We start from the raw sequence: 17,438 nt of genomic DNA, 5'->3' as shown, positions 1-17,438 counted from the left end.
TTAAATCATTGTCATTGGTACAATCCTACGTGCGCGCTACGCAGAGTTGGCAAGACAATAGAGCAGCACTCTTACAACCTTAAAGCACTTGGCTAGCAAAGCTGAACAGAAATCCAGTTTGATTCTCTTAAGCAAGCAGATTGCAAACAAAGATCAGCTCAGTCCCAGTAAGGGTTAGCGACGGTTTGCAGATCCCGCCGCAAATCAGAAAGGCCCCCGACCCCATGGACCGCTTCAAACGCTATTTCCCGGTTCTGGATTGGGGTCGCGACTATGACAGAGCGGCCCTGAGCGAGGATCTGACAGCGGCGGTGATCGTCACCCTGATGCTGATCCCGCAATCGCTGGCCTACGCCATGCTGGCCGGTTTGCCGCCCGAGACCGGGCTCTACGCCTCGATCGCGCCCATCCTGCTCTATGCCGTGTTCGGCACCAGCCGGGCGCTGGCCGTGGGTCCGGTCGCCGTGGTCTCGCTGCTGACCGCATCCGCGATCGGACAGGTGATCGAACCGGGAACCGCGAGCTACGCCGCGGCGGCGCTGACGCTGGCCTTTCTGTCCGGCGCAATCTTGCTGGTGCTGGGCGTGTTGCGACTGGGCTTTCTGGCGAATTTTCTCAGTCATCCGGTGATCGCCGGTTTCATCACCGCCTCCGGGGTTCTCATCGCCGCCAGCCAGCTCAAGCATGTGCTGGGCGTCGAGGCCTCGGGTCATTCGCTGATCGAGATGACGATCTCCCTGGTCCGGCATGCGGGCGACATCCATGCGCCGACTCTCGCGATCGGCGCGGGCGCCATGGCGTTCCTGTTCTTTGTGCGCACCAGTCTGAAAACCGTCCTGACCACGCTGGGCCTGCCGGACCGGATTGCGGGCTTCATCACAAAGACCGGTCCGGTCTTCGCGGTGCTTGTGACAACGGCCCTGACCTGGGGGCTGGACCTTGAGGCGCGCGGCGTCGCCGTGGTCGGCGTCGTGCCCCAGACCCTGCCGCCCCTGACCGCGCCGGACTGGTCGCCAGACCTGATCCGCGCCCTGTTCATTCCCGCCGTCCTGATCTCGATCATCGGGTTCGTGGAGTCGGTCTCGGTCGCCAAGACCCTCGCCGCGAAAAAGCGCCAGCGCATCGACGCCGACCAGGAACTGATCGGACTGGGCGCGGCCAATCTGGGCGCGGCGTTCACCGGCGGCTATCCCGTGACGGGCGGCTTCGCTCGCTCGGTCGTCAATTTCGATGCCGGCGCGCGCACGCCCGCCGCAGGAGCCTTCACCGCCCTCGGGCTGGCGCTCGCCGCCCTGACCCTGACGCCCCTGATCTACTATCTGCCCAAGGCGACGCTCGCCGCCACCATCATCGTGGCGGTGCTGAGCCTGGTGGACTTCTCGATCCTGAAGGCCACCTGGCGGTATTCCACGTCCGATTTCATCGCGGTCTTCGCCACCATCGCATTGACCCTCTCCCTGGGCGTCGAGGCGGGCGTTGCAGCCGGGGTCGGCCTGTCCATGCTCCTGCACGTCACCAAGACGTTCAAACCCCATATCGCCGAGGTGGGCCGCGTGCCGGGGAGCGAGCACTTCCGCAACATCCACCGCCACCAGGTTGAAACCACGCCCTCGCTGCTCACCCTGCGGATCGATGAGAGCCTGTATTTCGCCAACGCCAACTTCCTCGAGGACATGCTGCTCAAGCGACTCAGCCAGAATGCCGAGGCGGTCCGGGACGTCGTGCTGATGTGCTCGGCGGTGAACGAGGTGGATTACTCCGCGCTTGAAACCCTGGAGGCGCTCAACGCGCGTCTTCGCGACATGGGCGTGCGCCTGCACCTGTCCGAGGTGAAAGGACCTGTCATGGACAAGCTCAAGCACACCCATTTCCTGACCGCGCTGACGGGCGAGGTCTTCCTGTCCCAGCATGATGCGTGGACAGCGCTGACCCGACACGAGCGCTGATGGGCGGCGCTCCGGATTGAAGCCCTTACTGAGTGACGGACACTCACACAAAACATTGCAAGGCTTAAGGCGAGCTGCGATAGCTGACGCACGGTCTGGACGGATACGGATCAACGGGGGAGAGCCAACATGACCAAAGTCACGCCCGTCATTCTGTGCGGCGGCGGCGGCACCCGGTTATGGCCCCTGTCCACCCCGCGCACCCCGAAACAATTCCTGCCCCTGACCGGCCCGCAATCCATGGTGGCCGAAACCCTGTCGCGCGTCAGCGATGAAGGCCTGTTCAACCCCGCCATGGCCGTGGGTTCCTTCCGGCACAAGGATCAGCTGCAGGCCGAGCTTCCGGGCGTGAAGCTGGTGCTGGAGCCCATGGGCCGCAATTCCGCGCCGGCCATCGCCGCCGCCACCTTGCTGGCCGAGCCGGACGAGATCCTCCTGATCCTGCCGGCCGACCATCACATCAAGGACGTGGCGGCCTTTCACCGCGCCATCCGCAACGCCCAGCCCGCCGCCTGCGAAGGCCAGATCGTGACCTTCGGGATCAATCCCGACTTCCCGGCCACCGGCTATGGCTATATCGAGGCGCTCCCCGCCGACAGCGCCGCCAAGCCTGTCGCGCGCTTTGTCGAGAAGCCCGACGTTGAAACCGCGCGCACCTATATCGAGACCGGACGCTTTTACTGGAACGCCGGCGTCTTCATGTTCACCGCGCGTGTGATGCGCGAGGCGCTTGAGGCCCATGCGCCCGACATTCTTCAGAGCGTCGAGGCGGCCCTGGACGAACACGGCCAGCTCGATCGCACCCTGTTCGCCAGATGCCGCTCTGAATCCATCGACTATGCGGTGATGGAAGCGGCGAACAATATCGCCGTCCTGCCCGTATCGATGGGCTGGAGCGATGTGGGCGATTTCCGCGCCGTGCACGCCCTGCACGCCGAAGCCACGCACGACCCCAAGGTTCTGCGCGGGGCCGTGGTCGCGCCCGGCGCCGAACGCGTCTTCATCCAGTCTTCAGGCCCGAAGGTGGCCGTCCACGGGCTGGACGCCATCGCCGTCATCGCCACCCGCGACGCCGTGCTGGTGTCGAGCCTGGACGGCGCGGCGGGGATCAAGCCCGCCGTTTCCGCCATCCAGACCCTGGGCCAGACCCTGTTGCGCGCTGATCAGCGCAAATCCCTGGGCGACTGGCTCTGGAACACGGTGATGCCGGGCTGGGCTGCACGCGCCGTCGATCCGGCTTCGGGCGGGTTTGTCGAGGGGCTCGATCTGAGCGGCGAAGCCGCGCCGAATCTCCACCGGCGCGGACGGGTCGCCCAGCGCCAGCTGTTCAGCTTCGCCCGCGCCAAATCCCTGGGCTGGAATCCGGACGGACTCGCTGATCAGGTCATCGATGCGGCGGTCGCCTTTCTCAATGGTCCGGCCCGCGCGCCCCAGGGCGGCTGGGCGCATGGCTTTGACGGTCAGGGCAAGATCAATGATCCGCGCCGCGATCTCTATGATCACGCCTTTGTGGCGCTGGCGGGTTCCGAGCTCGCCGCCCTGGGCGATGCGCGAGGCGAAGCGCTGGCCGAGGAAGCCTTCACCCTGATCGACGAATTGTTCGCCGACGACATCTATGGCGGCTGGGTCGATCACGAGACCGGCGGCGGCGGCAAGCTGTCCAATCCGCACATGCATCTTCTGGAAGCCAGCCTGCGTCATTACGAGGTGATGGGCGATCCGGCGTCGGCCGCGCGCATCCAGACGATCGCCACCCTGTTTGAACGCTTCATGTTCGCGCCGGAAACCGGCGCGGTTCTGGAGCGCTTCGGTCCGGACTGGACCCGGGTCCGGGATGACCGGATCGAGCCCGGCCATTGTTATGAATGGATCTATCTGCTGAGCGAGACGGACCGGTTGATCGGCCGCGATTGCGGCAGCTGGCTGCGCCGCATCTACGCCTTCGCCGAGCGTGAGGGCATTCGCAACGGCCTGGCGCTGGACGTTCTGGGCAATGGCGCAACCACCTATCGGTTGTGGCCCCAGCTGGAACGCCTGCGCACCTATATCACCCTGGGCTCGCCCCAGGCGCCGGTGAAGGCGATGATCGACGAGATCAACGCCCGCTATCTGCAGAAGGGCCCCGCCCATGGCTGGGTTGACCGTCTCGACGCGGAGTTCGAACCCGCTGTCGATCATGTGCCCGCCAGCATGGTCTATCATCTGATGACCGGCATCGCGCCTTTCGTCGCCCCGCCCAAATCCTGATCCGAGCCTTTCGCGGCATGCGCATCGCCTCCCTCCTCGCCAGCTCGACCGAAATCGTCGCCGCTCTGGACCTGACCGATGATCTGGTCGCCGTCTCCCATTGCTGTGACTGGCCGCCGCAAGTCAGGGACCTGCCCGCGCTGACGAGCGCCCTCTTTGAAGCGCAGACCGCCCGCGACATTGATGAGGCGGTGCGCGCCAAACTGCAGGGACAGGATGCGATCTACGCGCTCGATGCGCAGGCGCTGGCCGCGCTCAAGCCCGATCTCGTGATCAGTCAGGCGCTCTGTGATGTGTGCGCCGTCTCCGGCGCGGAGGTCAGCACGGTCCTGAGCGATCTCGATCCGCAGCCGACCCTCGTCAATCTCGAACCCTATTCGCTGCGCGACATTCTCGAGACGATCACCATGATCGGCGTGGCGGCGGGCGTTGCTGATCGCGCGGCCGAGCTTCGCGCCAGCCTTCAGGCGCGCATCGACGCGGTGGCCGCGCGCAGTCAGGCGCTCCCCGGTCCGCGCCCGCGCACCGTGCTGCTGGACTGGACCAGCCCGCCCTTCATTGGCGGCCACTGGATGCATGAACTCCTGACGCTGGCGGGCGCCGAGGATGCGGGCAATACCGCGGACCGGCCCAGCTGGATGACGAGCTGGAACAATCTGCACGCTCTCAATCCTGAGCGTCTGGTGATCGCGCCATGCGGCTTCCCCGCCGCGCGCACGCTTGAGGACATCGCCGGCGATCTGGAGGCTGTCGCTGCGCTGCGCCAGCTCGGAGCCCGGGGCTGTCAGCTCGTTGTGTTTGACGGCAATCGCCTGTTCAGCCGATCGAGCCCGCGCATTGTCGACAGCCTCGAAGCGCTGGCCCACTGGCTGTGGCCCGATCACCATCCCGCGCCCGATATCGAGCCGGAGATGGGCCCGGTTCACCCGCTGTCTCGGCTCGACGCCTGATCAGAGCTCGCCCGCGAGATCCTGACGCGCCGCTGCGCAGGCCTTCAGATGCTGGGCCAGACGGGTCGCGGCGGCCGACGGCGACCGCCCCGCAACGCCTTGCAGGAAATACGCCTGGTCCGTCGGCTGATCCCCGTCGGCAAATACGGGCGCGAGGCGCCCGGCGCGGATGGCGTCATAGGCGAGCGGCTTGCGTCCCAGCACGATGCCTGCGCCCTCTTCGGCCAGCGCCAGCGCCGCCAGCGAGTCCGCCGCCCGCAGGCGCGGCTGCGCTTCAAGGCCATAGCCGCCCCGCGCGCTGAGCCATTGCGCCCAGCTCAATCCGCTGGCGCTGTCCTCGATCAGGGGCAGGGTTTCAAGCACCGCCAAACCCGCATCCGGCGCGACCAGACCGGGCCGCGCGAGCGGGGTCAGCACCTCGTCCATGATGCGATCCGCGCCCGCCGGCGCCGTAGCGACAGAGGAGCGCGTCAGGGTCAGCTCCGTCTCTTCACCGCGCGCCACCAGCCTTATGGCGGCGTCCGTCGAGGCCAGGTCCCGGCCAAGCCAGGCGATCATCACATCGTGATCCGCGGCAAGGGTCAGCGTCGGGGTCGCCTGCACCGCACGCAGGGCGGCGCTGGCCTCTCCCATCAGCTCGAAACCGCGCCGCAAGGGCTCCAACGCCGCCGCGCCGCGCTCGGTCAGGATCAGCGTCTTGCCCTGCCGTTCAAACAGCGCTTCGCCAATCAGGGCTTCGAGCTGGCGCACCTGCTGGCCCACGGCGGCGGGCGTGACATTGAGTTCCTCCGCCGCGCCGACAAATCCGCCCTGACGGGCGGCGGCCTCGAAAGCGCGCAGGGCATTGAGCGGAGCCAGACCGGCCATGGATCACCATCGAAAAGAATTTCTTTCTATATGACGCAAAAATACTGATTTGTAAAAAGCTATACTGACAGCGAGAGTGCGGGCCGCATTACGAGAAGGCCTTAGTGTTATGGATCAGTTCCTGCCCGCCATCCCCCTGAAGGACGCCCGCGTGGTCGTTCTGGGCGCCGGAGAGCCCGCGCTGAACAAGCTGCGCCTTTTCCGCACCGCCCCGTGCGAGCTGGTCTGGTGCACGCTGGGCGTCTCCCCGACCCTGCCGTCGGATCTCAACCCGAACACCCGGATCGACACCCGCGCCCGCCCCCATGACGTGTTCAGGGGCGCCCGCCTCGTCTTCATCGGGATCGAGGATGAGAAGCGCGCGATCAAGCTGGCTGCGAAAGCCCGCAAGGCTGGCGCGCTGGTCAATGTGGTCGACAATCTGCCGCTCTGCGATTTTTACACCCCCGCCCTTGTGGATCGCGGCGCCATCACCATCGCCCTGTCCTCGGGCGGCGCCGGACCGATCCTGGTGCGCGATCTTCGCAGCGCGATCGAGACCGTCATCGCGCCGGGCATTGGCCTGCTAGCGGAAACCGCCCGCGGCCTGCGCCAGCGCGTCATGGATGCCTTCCCCAGCGTGGACGCCCGTCGCAAATACTGGGAGCGCGCGCTGCGCGGCCCCGCCGCCCAGCTGGCCGATGCGGGCGATGAAGACGGGGTGCGCGCCGCCCTGATCGACGCCCTGAAAGACGACGCCCCCGCCAGCAAGGGCGTGGTGCATCTCGTGGGCGCCGGCCCTGGCGACCCCGAGCTTCTGACCGTCAAAGCCGCGCGCCTGATCCGCGATGCGGATGTGATCGTGCATGACCGCCTGGTCTCGCCCGAAATCATCGACCGCGCCCGCCGCGACGCCCACCGCATCGATGTGGGCAAGCGCCAGGGCGACCATCCCGTGCCGCAGGAACGCATTTGCGAAATCCTGATCGAACAGGCCAAGCTGGGCCGCCGAGTCGTGCGCCTGAAAGGCGGCGACAGCTTCATCTTCGGGCGTGGCGGCGAAGAAGTCGACGCCGTGCGCGCGGCGGGCATTGAAGTCCATGTCACCCCCGGGATTTCCGCCGCGCTGGCCGCGGGCGCGCAAGCGCAAATCCCGCTGACCCATCGCGACGCCGCGCAGGCCGTGACCTTCGTCACCGGCCGTCCCAAGTTGGGCGGTCCCGATCTCGATTACACAGCCCTCGCCGCCGCCACCCACACCCTCGTCGTCTATATGGGCGTCGCGGTGGCCGCGACCCTGGCGCGCCGTCTGGTCGAAGCCGGCCGCTCCCCCGCCACCCCTGTGGGGATCATCGAGAACGCCAGCCTGAGCACCGAGCGCCGGGTCTTCACCACGCTCGACGCCCTGGCGCACACGATCTCCTATGAAGCCGTCACCGGCCCCGCCGTCCTCGTGATCGGCGATGTGGTCGCCCATGCCCCCGAACACCTTGCAAGCCTGAGCCAACAGCACTGGAGCACGCCGCATGAAAACCATCACGGCAAACCGTCTGACCGATGGCCGCGTGGTCTATCTGACGCCTGAAAAGAGCTGGACGGAAGACGCCGATCAGGCTGTCCGTCTCGAGGATGACGCCACGGATGCGGCGCTGGAGACCGCGCTGCGCGATGTGCTGACCGTTGTCGGCCCCTACCCCATCGAGATTGATGCGGATCGCGACGGCTTTGCGCCCGCGGGTCGCAAGCATGTGCGCGAGACCATTCGCCTGACCGGCCCCAGCGCGGGATCGACCAAGCTTGGGGGCGCCCATGTATAAGTATGACGAGATCGACCGCGCGGTTCTGGACGCGCGCACGGCTGAATTCCGCGAACAGGTGCAGGCTCGCCTCTCGGGCGCCTTGAGCGAGGACGAGTTCAAGCCTTTGCGCCTGATGAATGGCGTCTATCTGCAGCTGCACGCCTACATGCTGCGCGTGGCCATTCCCTATGGCGTTCTGTCCTCGGAACAATTGCGCTCGCTGGCCTATGTGGCGCGCACCTATGACCGCGGCTATGGCCATTTCACCACCCGCCAGAACATCCAGTACAACTGGCCCGCGCTGGTGGATATTCCCGATGCGCTCGACCATCTGGCGGGCGTGCAGATGCACGCCATCCAGACCTCGGGCAATACGATCCGCAATACCACGACAGATCCGTTTGCAGGCGCGGCGGCGGACGAGATCGCCGATCCGCGCCCCTGGTGCGAGCTGATCCGGCAATGGTCCACCACCCACCCCGAATTCACCTGGCTGCCGCGCAAGTTCAAGATCGCGGTCACCGGCTCGCCCGCCGATCGCGCCGCCATCGGCGTGCACGATATCGGCCTGCGTCTGGTGAAGAATGACGCTGGCGAAACCGGGTTTGAAGTGCATGTGGGCGGCGGTCAGGGCCGTACGCCCATCGTGGCGAAAATCATTCGCGACTTCCTGCCCCAGCGCGAACTGCTGGCCTATCTGACCTCGATCCTGCGCGTCTACAATCTCGCGGGACGCCGGGACAATCTGTACAAGGCGCGCATCAAGATCCTGGTCGACGCCATGGCTCCGGACGAATTCCGCGATGCGGTCGAGGCCGAGTATGACGCCAGCCGGGGTCGCGCCCTGACCCTTCCGGTCGAAGAGATCGAGCGCGTCAGCAGCCATTTCGCGCCGCCGGCGGAAGGCGAGCCGCTGACCGACATTCCGACCGGCACGGCCTTCGCCCGCTGGCGCGCAGTGAATGTGAAGCCGCACAAGGTGAAGAACCGCGCCGTCGTGGTGATCCCCCTCAAGGCGCCGGGCGCCACGCCGGGCGACGCCAGCGCCGAGCAAATGGACCTGATCGCCGACCTGGCGGATCGTTACGCCCTGAGCGAGATCCGCGTCAGCAAGGAGCAGAATCTCGTCCTTCCGCATGCGGACAAGGCGGCTCTGGGCGATCTGTTCCGCGCCCTCGACGGCGCCGGGCTGGCGACGCCCAATCATGGCCGCGCCAGCGATATCGTCGCCTGCCCGGGGCTTGATTACTGCAATCTCGCCAATGCGCGCTCCATTCCCATCGCCCAGGCCATTTCGACCGGCCTGCACGAAGCGGGGCTGGATGACGCCACCGGCGATCTGACCATCAAGATTTCCGGCTGCATCAATGCCTGTGGCCACCACCATGTGGCCAATATCGGCCTTCTCGGCGTCGATAAGGCGGGCGAGGAAGTCTACCAGCTCACCCTCGGAGGGGTTGGCGACGGTCAGGCGGCTATTGGTAAAATTCTGGGTCCGGGCCTGTCCGCCGACGATGCGGTGACCGCCGTCATCGCCTGCGTGCGGGTCTACGCCGAACAGGCCCAGCCTCAGGAAAGCTTCACCCAGACGCTGAACCGTCTGGGCACAGACCCGTTCAAGGAGGCCGTCTATGGCGCTTGATGCCCTACGCCGGATCGAACCGCAGGCCGTGGAATTGCCGGGCGACGCCGCACCAGCCGACGCCGAAGCCGCCATCAAGGGCGCGGACCGGGTCGTGATCCGCTTTCCCACCTTCAAGGATGGGCGCGGCTTCTCGCTCGCTGCCCTTCTGCGCCGCTCGGGCTATGAGGGCGAGTTGCGCGCCGCAGGCCCGCTCTTGCCCGATCAGGTCGATGACCTGTTGCGCATGGGGTTTGACGCGGTCGACATCGAACGTCCCGACGGCCCGGCCCGCAACCGCAATACCGGCGGGGCCCCCTATATCTATCAGCCCGACCCCGGCGCTGTGACCGCCCGCCCGACGGCGCTGCAAATCCGGGCGCTGGCGGCGCGTAAGGCGACCGCAGAAGCGCTGGCGAAAGAACTTGATGGCGCAACGCCTGAAGCCATTCTCTGCCGCGCCGCCCAGGTCTATGGCGGGCGCATGGCCATGCTGTCCTCCTTCGGTGCGGAAGCGGCGCTGGGGCTCGCGCTCGTGGCGGAGATCGCATCGGACACGCCGATCCTGTTTCTGGACACCGGCATGCATTTCCCCCAGACGCTGAGCTATCGCGACCGTCTGGTGAAGCATCTGGGCCTGACGAACCTGCACATCCTCAAGCCTGATGAAGCCGAGCTGCGCAACGAGGATCCCGACAACAGGCTCTATGACCGTGATGGCGTGGCGTGCTGTGATCTGCGCAAGGTGCGCCCTCTGGGACGCGCGCTGGACCCGTTCGATGCCTTGATCACCGGGCGCAAGCGCTACCATGGCGGCCAGCGCGGCGATATTGCCGCCGTCGAGTTTGATGGTGAACGCGTGAAGATCAATCCGTTCGCCTTCCTCAGCCCGCAGGATGTGGCGGATCGGTACAAGGCGCTCGACCTGCCCCGCCACCCGCTGGCGGAGGATGGCTACGCCTCAATCGGCTGCTGGCCCTGCACCGCCCCGGCGGACGAGCCCGGCTCTCGCGATGGTCGCTGGGCTGGTCAGGACCGGGATGAGTGCGGCATCTTTGATCCGGCCCGCGCCGAGCGCGCCAAACGCGCTGGCGCCATCCGCCTGATCTGAGGCGGCTGATCAAAGAGGATTTGTCATGACCGCACCGATCGTGGAGCTGATCGGCGATACGCCGCTGATCCGCCTCAAAGCCGCGTCAGAGGCCACGGGCTGCGAGATATTCGGCAAGGCCGAGTTTCTCAATCCCGGCGGCTCGGTCAAGGATCGCACCGCGCTGGGCCTCATCCGGGCCGCGGAAGCCGACGGCTCGCTCAGGCCCGGCGGCGTGATCGTCGAGGGCACGGCGGGCAATACCGGGATCGGGCTGGCGCTGGTCGCCGGCGCCTTGGGATACAAGGCGCTAATCGTGATGCCGCGCGGGCAAAGCGCCGGCAAGCGCGAAGCCCTGATCGCGGCCGGCGCACAGATCATCGAGGTCGACCCCGCCCCCTATTCCAGCGAGCACCATTTCGTCCACGCCTCGCGCCGAATCGCCGAGAGCCTGCCCAATGCGGTCTGGGCCAACCAGTTCGACAATCCCGCCAACAAGGCGTTCCACGCGGCCACCACGGGCCGGGAGATCCTTGAGCAGACAGACGGAAAGATCGACGGCTTCATCTGCGCGGCGGGTACGGGCGGCTCGCTGGCGGGCATCGCCTCCGCGCTTCGGGCCGCCACGCCGGACGTGAAGATCGGCCTCGCTGATCCGGCCGGCGGCGCGCTCTACTCGTACTTCACTGAAGGCGCGCTCAAATCCGAGGGCGGCTCGATCACCGAAGGCATTGGCGTGGGCCGGATCACCGGCCAGCTCGAAGGGCTCAGTGTCGATCACGCCTACCGGATCGAGGATGCCGAATTCCTGCCGCTCCTGTTCGATCTGGTGCAGACCGAAGGCCTGTCGCTGGGCGGCTCGGCAGGCGTAAATATCGCCGGGGCCATCCGGCTCGCCAAAACCCTGGGTCCGGGCAGGACCATCGTCACCCTTCTGTGTGATTCCGGCGCGCGCTATGCCGCCAAGCTCTTCAACCCCGAATTTCTACGCGCCCGCGGGCTGCCGGTTCCGCCCTGGACGGACGCCGACGCCAGTGCGGGCCTGAGCGCCTGACGGAGATTTTCATGCTGGATACGGCTCAAGACCTGGACGTGATCGATCAGGGCGCCTTCTTCGCCTGCAAGGTCACCGAGGTCGAACACTTCACCGACGACCTGTTCCGCTTCCGCACGGCGCGCCCGGCGACGCTGCGCTTCCGGCCGGGCGAATTCCTGATGATCGGGCTTGAGGGCGAGAAGAAACCGGTGCTGCGCGCCTATTCGGTGGCGAGCCCGAGCTGGGACGATACGCTCGAATTCTACTCCATCAAGGTGGAGAACGGGGCCCTGACCTCGCGCCTGCGCCATATCCAGCCCGGTGACCGGGTTCTGGTGGGCCGCAAGCCCACCGGCACGCTCGTCACCGATGCGCTCAAGCCCGGCAAGCGGCTCTACATGCTCTCCACCGGCACCGGGGCGGCGCCCTTTGCGAGCCTGATCCGGGAGCCGGGCGTCTATGAGCAGTTTGACGAGGTGGTGTTCACCCATACCTGCCGCACCCAGGCCGAACTGACCTATTCGCGCGGCCTCGTGGAAGCGATCAAGACCGATCCGCTGGTGGGCGAGGCGGCGGAGGGACGGCTGGTCTATTTTGACAGCGTCACCCGCGAGGACGGACCGCGCACGGGCCGCATCACCACGCTGATCGAGACCGGCAGGCTGTTCGAGATGATCGACCGGCCCGCTTTGAACCCCGAGACTGACCGCGTGATGATCTGCGGCTCCATGGCGATGCTTGAGGAGCTCAAGACCATGCTCGAGGCGCGCGGTTTCGAGGAAGGCTCGAACGCCAAGCCCGGTGACTTCGTTGTCGAGAAAGCCTTCGCGGGCGAAGGTGTCTGAGGCGCGTCGGGCCCGCGGCCGGACCGGAAATCCGCGCCGGCCGCGCCAGTCGTTTAGAACCTGTTAACACTTTGTTTACAACGCTGGTTGGGTCTTTGTTCAGCTTTTCCTGCTACCTTCGGTGATCATGGAGGGATGTCATGCAGGCCCAACGCAAGACTGAAATGAACGCGATGCCCGCCCCGGCCCAGACGCCGGAGCCTGAAGCGCGCGTGGCGCCGCCGCCCTTCCCGACCATTGGCGCGAGCGGCGAAGCGCCGTCCATTCCCTCCCCGGCGCACGCCCTGCAGGAGCGGCTTGAATCCGCCTTTGCCGCGCCCGTGGTGGAAAATCGCTGGAGCCCGCGTCAGACCCTCGCCTTCCTGGTCTTTTCCTGCGGCGTCTTCTGGGGCGCCATGATCGGCGGCGCGATCCATTTCTTCGGCTGACCGCTCGGGGTGACATCTGTCATCCCGCCCATGTGACGCGCGTCACTCCTCTCCCCTGGCCCCATCCGGCATGCTTGCAGCCTTGATCGCCAGGCTGTGAGGGCTGATGACTGTTTCCGATGATCTTGCGCCGCCCATTCTCAAGGCGGATGCGCTGACCCGACGCTATGGCCGCAAGACGGCGCTGGACGGGCTTGAACTCTCCCTGTCAGAGCCCGGCGTGCTGGCCCTGCTGGGCCCCAACGGCGCGGGCAAGACCACCTTTGTCCAGACCGCCCTCGGCCTCACCCGCCCCAGCAGCGGCCGCCTGAGCGTGTTCGGCGCCCGTCCCGGGGATCGCGCCATCCGGACCCGCATCGGCGTGATGATGCAGGACACCGATCTGGCGCACACCCTGACCGGGCGCGAATTGCTGGAGCTGTTCGCGAGCTATTATCCGGACCCCGCCGATCTCGACGCCCTGATCGAGCGCTGCGCCCTCGGGAGCTTCATCCGGCAACGCTATGGCAAGCTCTCGGGCGGCCAGAAGCGGCGCATCCAGTTCGCCCTGGCGCTTGTGGGCCAGCCCGACCTCCTGTTTCTCGACGAACCCACGACCGGGCTCGACACCGAAGCGCGACGCGCGCTCTGGGCGATCGTGCGCGATGTGGCGGCGAGCGGGACGCTGGTCATCCTCACCACCCACTATCTGGAAGAGGCGGATGCGCTCGCAGACCGGGTCGTGGTGCTCAAGGACGGGCGCGTCATCGCGGATGACACGGCCGACGGCCTGCGCACCCGCATGGGCGGCGCCATCATCGAATGTGTGACGGCCCTGGACGATGACGCCCTCAACGCCCTGCCCGGCCTGATCGCGCTCAGCCGGTCGGGTCGCAAGCTGCGCCTGCAGGTCAGCAACGCCGTCCCGGCGCTCAAGGCGCTGTTCGAGCTGGACCCGGAGCTGAGCGATCTCGGCGTCGCCCAGCCCACGCTGGAAGACGCCTTCGAGGCGCTGACCGGCCAACCGCAAACCGAGGGAGCCTGATCATGGCGAACGCCTATCTTGCTGAAATCAAGGCCGAAGTCCTCAAGCTCTCGCGCATGCCCGAATTCGCCATCCCGACGCTGATCCTGCCGGTGATGTTCTTCACCCTGTTCGGAGTGATCATTCCGGGCAGCCGGGACAACGCCGCCTATCTTCTGTCCACCTTCGGCGTCTTCGCCGTGATGGGCCCCGCTTTGTTCGGCTTTGGCGCGGGAGTGGCGCAGGAACGCGAACGCGGCTGGCTGACCCTCAAGCGCGCCGTGCCGGCGCCCGCCGCCGCCCTGCTGGTGGCCAAGACCACCGCGACCGTGCTGATCGCCAGCGTGTCGCTGGGCGCCATCTACGCCGTCGCCGCCTTCGCCGCCGGGGTGGAGCTGTCCCCTCAGGTCTGGCTGGGCCTTCTGCTGGTCCATGTCCTGTCGGCCATCCCCTTTGTCCTGCTGGGTCTGGCGCTCGGTTTTGTCTTTGGCGCCAACGCCGCCGTAGCGGTCGCCAATATCGCCTATCTGGGCATGGCGGTGCTGGGCGGCCTGTGGATGCCGATCAGCGTCTTCCCGAAGATCATGGGCCAGATCGCGCAAGTCCTGCCCAGCTATCATCTGGCTGAAATCGCGCTCGGGGTCAGCGGCGCGGGCGGTGAGACGGCCCTTCTGGGCCATATCCTCGCCGCGCTGGCGATCACGGCCATCGCCGCCGGGCTGGCGCTGCTGGCCTGGGCGCGCCAGCGCTAGGGTCTGGTTCTGGAAGGCGGAGCAGGGCAGGGTATCCGCTCGCGCTCCGCCCGCCACACTACGGAAACCCCTCTCCCATGGCGTCAGACCCTCTTTACAAACCCGACAGCGCCTCGGAGCGCGCCGGACCGGAAAGCGCTCCGCCCACACGGGCGAACCGCCTGCGCGGCCTGTCAGAGACGCCTGCCTTCTATCTGATCTATCTCGTTTTCTATTTCACGCCCTGGTTCTTCCAGCTCCCGGGCCTGAGGGATGCGCTGATCGGTTTCGCCGCCGTGGGCAGCTTCATCCCGGTCTATCTGTACGTCAATGCCGGCGACCCCTATCGCAACGGCGTCAAACCCGTCCGGACGCTGATGGCGGCGGGCTACGCCTCGGCCCTCTCGCTCGCCCTGATCCCGGTCGTGGGCATGAGCGGCAATTTCCACATCTATGCGGTGACCCTGCTGGCGGGCCTGCGCCCCCAGAGAGTCGCGCTGCTGGCCATGGCCGGGCTGAGCGCCTTCTATCTGTGCGCCTCCTGGCTGCTGGGCGTGACGATCTTTGAAATGGTGCTGTCCCAGTTCATCGCCGTTATGGCGGGGATGGCGACCCTCGCCGGGTTTGAATCCGCCCAGCGCGTGTCCGTGCGGGAGCGCAATCTGCGCATGGAGGCCGAGCTCGCCGCCCTGCGCGAACGCGAACGCATCGCCCAGGATCTGCATGACCTTCTGGGCCACACCCTGACCACGATCGCCGTCAAATCCGAGCTTGCAGCACGCCTTCTGGATGCGGATGCGGACCGGGCGCGCTCTGAAATCATCGAGATCCGAGACGCCGCCCGCATCACGCTCAAGGATGTGCGCGCGGCCGTCGCGGGCATGCATGTCACCACCCTGCATCAGGAGCTGGCGCGGGCGCGATCTGCGCTGTCAGCGGCGGATATAGGCCTGAGGGTCGAGGGAGAACCGCCCGATCTGGACCAGGCCGCCCATGCGGCGCTCGGCCTCGCCTTGCGCGAAGCGGTCACCAACATCATTCGCCATTCCGGCGCGGAGGCGGCGCTGATCCGCTTCGCCCCCGAGGGAGTCCTCGTGATCGAGGATGACGGACAGGGCGGCGAGCTGAACGCCGGCACCGGCCTCATGGGCATGCGCCGCCGGATTGAATCCCTCGGCGGCGAAATGGAGATCGAAAGCCGGGACACCGGCGTTCGCGTCACCCTCAGCCTGCCCCCGCCCCAGCCTGATACCGAGAGCCTTGAGTCCCACCCATGATTTCCATTGTCATCGCTGAGGACCAGTCGCTGCTGCGCGGCGCGCTGGCCGCCCTTCTGACGCTCGAGCCCGATATCGAGCTTCTGGCGCAGGCCCAGGATGGCGAAGAAGCCGTTCGCCTCGTCCACGAACTCAAGCCCGACGTTCTGGTCACCGATATCGAGATGCCCGGCCTGACCGGGATCGAGGCGTCCGAAGCCCTGCGTCAGTCCGGCAGCGACACGCGCGTGCTGATCGTGACAACCTTCGCCCGCCCCGGTTATCTGCAGCGCGCGCTGCAGGCAGGGGTGCTGGGCTATGTGCTCAAGGATGCGCCAAGTGAGGAACTCGCGGACGCCGTGCGCCGCGTGGCGCAGGGCCAGCGCGCCATCGCCTCGGAACTCGCCGAAACCGCCTGGAGCGCGCCGGTCGTGCTGACCGCCCGCGAGCGCGATATTCTGAGACTGGTGGAAGAGGGCAAGTCCAACAAGGAGATCGCCCGCCTTCTCAATCTGTCGCCGGGCACGGTGAGAAACTATCTCGCCGAAGCCACCCAGAAGCTGGGGGCGGCCAACCGGATCGAGGCGTTCCAGATCGCCCGCGAAAACGGTTGGCTCTGACCCGTCAGCCTGCGCCCTAGCCGCGGTCGACCACGGCCGCCAGCTCCCGCAACTGCGTGGAGCTGATCGCCACTTTGGACAGGGTCCATCCGCCGGTGGAGGAGATTTCCTCCAGCGCGCGGTCGGCGCGCTTGACCATGACGCTCTGGGAGTCCGTCCAGGCCGAGACCACCTCATCAGCCCATGCCGCATCGGCGGAGCCCAGATCCTTGAGCAGATCGGCGCGCTCGGACTTGGCGTAGGCCATCATGCCCTCACAGATCGCCTGCTGGCTGCCATACAGGTCCTCGATCAGGCGGCGCATGGCCAGACGGTCCCAGTGCAGGGTCGAGGAGAGCTGATTGCCCGCCGCGCGCAAGCGGTCGAACAGGAAGCGCGCCCCCACGGCGTGATACAGACGCCCCACCGCCGCCAGCGGCCAGTCCACAGCCTTTGCGAGATCGATCACGTCAGACGACGAGGTCAGCGGGCGCAAACGCGCCACATCGCGAGCGATGTCCTCGGGCGCCCCGGCCTCCACATAGGCCTGGAAGCGATGCTCGACCGCTTCGCAATCAAACGGACTCGCAATCTCGGTGACCAGCGGCTTGAGCTCATCCACACCCGGCTGATAGGCCGCGATCACATCCGCGATCGGTAGGGCGTCCTGACCCAGGGTCCGGCGCGAAAGCCAGTAGCTCTGACGGCGCAGCAGGCGGATCACCTCGTCATGCAGCGCGATCTGGACCTCGGCCGGGGCCTTGTTGTCGAGCGCGTTGATCCGGTCGCTATACTCGTTGAAGCGGAAGATATTGCGTCCCGCTTCGAAGGCCCGCGCCACCGCGGCCACATCCGCGCTGGTGCTCTCGATGGCCCGGTTCACGAAGGTCGGACCGCCCAGATTGATCATGTCGTTGGCGAGACGCGTGGCGATGATCTCGCGCTTGAGGCGGTGACCGTCCATCGCGTCGGAGAATTTCTCCAGCTTGTCCGGGAAATAGGTCACCAGCGATTGCTTGAAGTGGGCGTCATCCGGCACGT

The 17,438-nt window shown here is 66.6% G+C and carries 15 protein-coding genes and 1 pseudogene; 14 read left to right on the top strand and 2 right to left on the bottom strand.

The window, feature by feature from the left end:
- Positions 1-224: 224 nt before the first annotated feature.
- From OA2633_RS11185 to OA2633_RS11175, 3 genes are all read left to right on the top strand, one after another.
- Entirely contained in the window at positions 225-1,946 is a 1,722-nt protein-coding gene (locus OA2633_RS11185; RefSeq protein ID WP_009802661.1) for a SulP family inorganic anion transporter, read from the top strand.
- A gap of 129 nt (positions 1,947-2,075) precedes the next feature.
- Entirely contained in the window at positions 2,076-4,193 is a 2,118-nt protein-coding gene (locus OA2633_RS11180) for a sugar phosphate nucleotidyltransferase (protein ID WP_009802660.1), read from the top strand.
- Between the two features lie 17 nt (positions 4,194-4,210).
- A complete protein-coding gene (locus tag OA2633_RS11175) occupies positions 4,211-5,143 on the top strand; it encodes an ABC transporter substrate-binding protein (protein ID WP_009802659.1) in 933 nt (310 codons plus the stop codon).
- Here the strand turns inward: OA2633_RS11175 and OA2633_RS11170 are convergent, their stop codons facing one another.
- On the bottom strand, positions 5,144-6,010 hold the full coding sequence (locus OA2633_RS11170) for a LysR family transcriptional regulator (protein WP_009802658.1): 867 nt from the start codon (positions 6,008-6,010) through the stop codon (positions 5,144-5,146).
- Positions 6,011-6,119: 109 nt separating this feature from the next.
- Here OA2633_RS11170 and cysG point away from each other — a divergent pair, with 109 nt between their 5' ends.
- From cysG to OA2633_RS11115, 11 genes are all read left to right on the top strand, one after another.
- Positions 6,120-7,574 (top strand): siroheme synthase CysG, encoded by a 1,455-nt coding sequence (gene cysG, locus OA2633_RS11165; protein WP_009802657.1) that lies wholly within the window; start codon positions 6,120-6,122, stop codon positions 7,572-7,574.
- On the top strand, positions 7,516-7,806 hold the full coding sequence (locus tag OA2633_RS11160; RefSeq protein WP_009802656.1) for a DUF2849 domain-containing protein: 291 nt from the start codon (positions 7,516-7,518) through the stop codon (positions 7,804-7,806). The genes cysG and OA2633_RS11160 overlap by 59 nt, the downstream gene beginning before the upstream one ends.
- Complete coding sequence (locus OA2633_RS11155) at positions 7,799-9,430, top strand: nitrite/sulfite reductase (protein ID WP_009802655.1); 1,632 nt, start codon at positions 7,799-7,801, stop codon at positions 9,428-9,430. The genes OA2633_RS11160 and OA2633_RS11155 overlap by 8 nt, the downstream gene beginning before the upstream one ends.
- A complete protein-coding gene (locus tag OA2633_RS11150; RefSeq protein WP_009802654.1) occupies positions 9,420-10,520 on the top strand; it encodes a phosphoadenylyl-sulfate reductase in 1,101 nt (366 codons plus the stop codon). The genes OA2633_RS11155 and OA2633_RS11150 overlap by 11 nt, the downstream gene beginning before the upstream one ends.
- A gap of 25 nt (positions 10,521-10,545) precedes the next feature.
- Positions 10,546-11,553 (top strand): cysteine synthase A, encoded by a 1,008-nt coding sequence (locus OA2633_RS11145; RefSeq protein ID WP_009802653.1) that lies wholly within the window; start codon positions 10,546-10,548, stop codon positions 11,551-11,553.
- A gap of 11 nt (positions 11,554-11,564) precedes the next feature.
- Positions 11,565-12,380 (top strand): ferredoxin--NADP reductase, encoded by an 816-nt coding sequence (locus OA2633_RS11140; protein ID WP_009802652.1) that lies wholly within the window; start codon positions 11,565-11,567, stop codon positions 12,378-12,380.
- A gap of 140 nt (positions 12,381-12,520) precedes the next feature.
- The gene (locus OA2633_RS11135; RefSeq protein WP_009802651.1) at positions 12,521-12,808 is read left to right on the top strand and encodes a hypothetical protein; all 288 of its coding nucleotides are present in this window, start codon (positions 12,521-12,523) and stop codon (positions 12,806-12,808) included.
- Between the two features lie 106 nt (positions 12,809-12,914).
- On the top strand, positions 12,915-13,832 hold the full coding sequence (locus OA2633_RS11130; protein ID WP_009802650.1) for an ABC transporter ATP-binding protein: 918 nt from the start codon (positions 12,915-12,917) through the stop codon (positions 13,830-13,832).
- Positions 13,833-13,834: 2 nt separating this feature from the next.
- Positions 13,835-14,563 (top strand): ABC transporter permease, encoded by a 729-nt coding sequence (locus OA2633_RS11125; protein WP_009802649.1) that lies wholly within the window; start codon positions 13,835-13,837, stop codon positions 14,561-14,563.
- A 77-nt stretch (positions 14,564-14,640) separates the two neighbouring features.
- Positions 14,641-15,819: a sensor histidine kinase gene (locus OA2633_RS11120; protein WP_009802648.1), complete on the top strand. Its 1,179-nt coding sequence runs from the start codon at positions 14,641-14,643 to the stop codon at positions 15,817-15,819.
- Positions 15,816-16,418: a response regulator transcription factor gene (locus tag OA2633_RS11115; RefSeq protein WP_009802647.1), complete on the top strand. Its 603-nt coding sequence runs from the start codon at positions 15,816-15,818 to the stop codon at positions 16,416-16,418. Before OA2633_RS11120 ends, OA2633_RS11115 begins: the two co-directional genes overlap by 4 nt.
- Before the next feature lie 16 nt (positions 16,419-16,434).
- Here OA2633_RS11115 and OA2633_RS16550 read toward each other — a convergent pair.
- Positions 16,435-17,438 (bottom strand): annotated as a pseudogene (locus OA2633_RS16550) (NAD-glutamate dehydrogenase domain-containing protein); the annotation flags it as partial.

The organism is Oceanicaulis sp. HTCC2633 (assembly GCF_000152745.1).
In the GTDB taxonomy this organism is placed as follows: Bacteria; Pseudomonadota; Alphaproteobacteria; order Caulobacterales; family Maricaulaceae; genus Oceanicaulis.
Note: the sequence above shows the minus strand (reverse complement) of the source record. Positions and strands in the feature narration are given on the sequence as shown.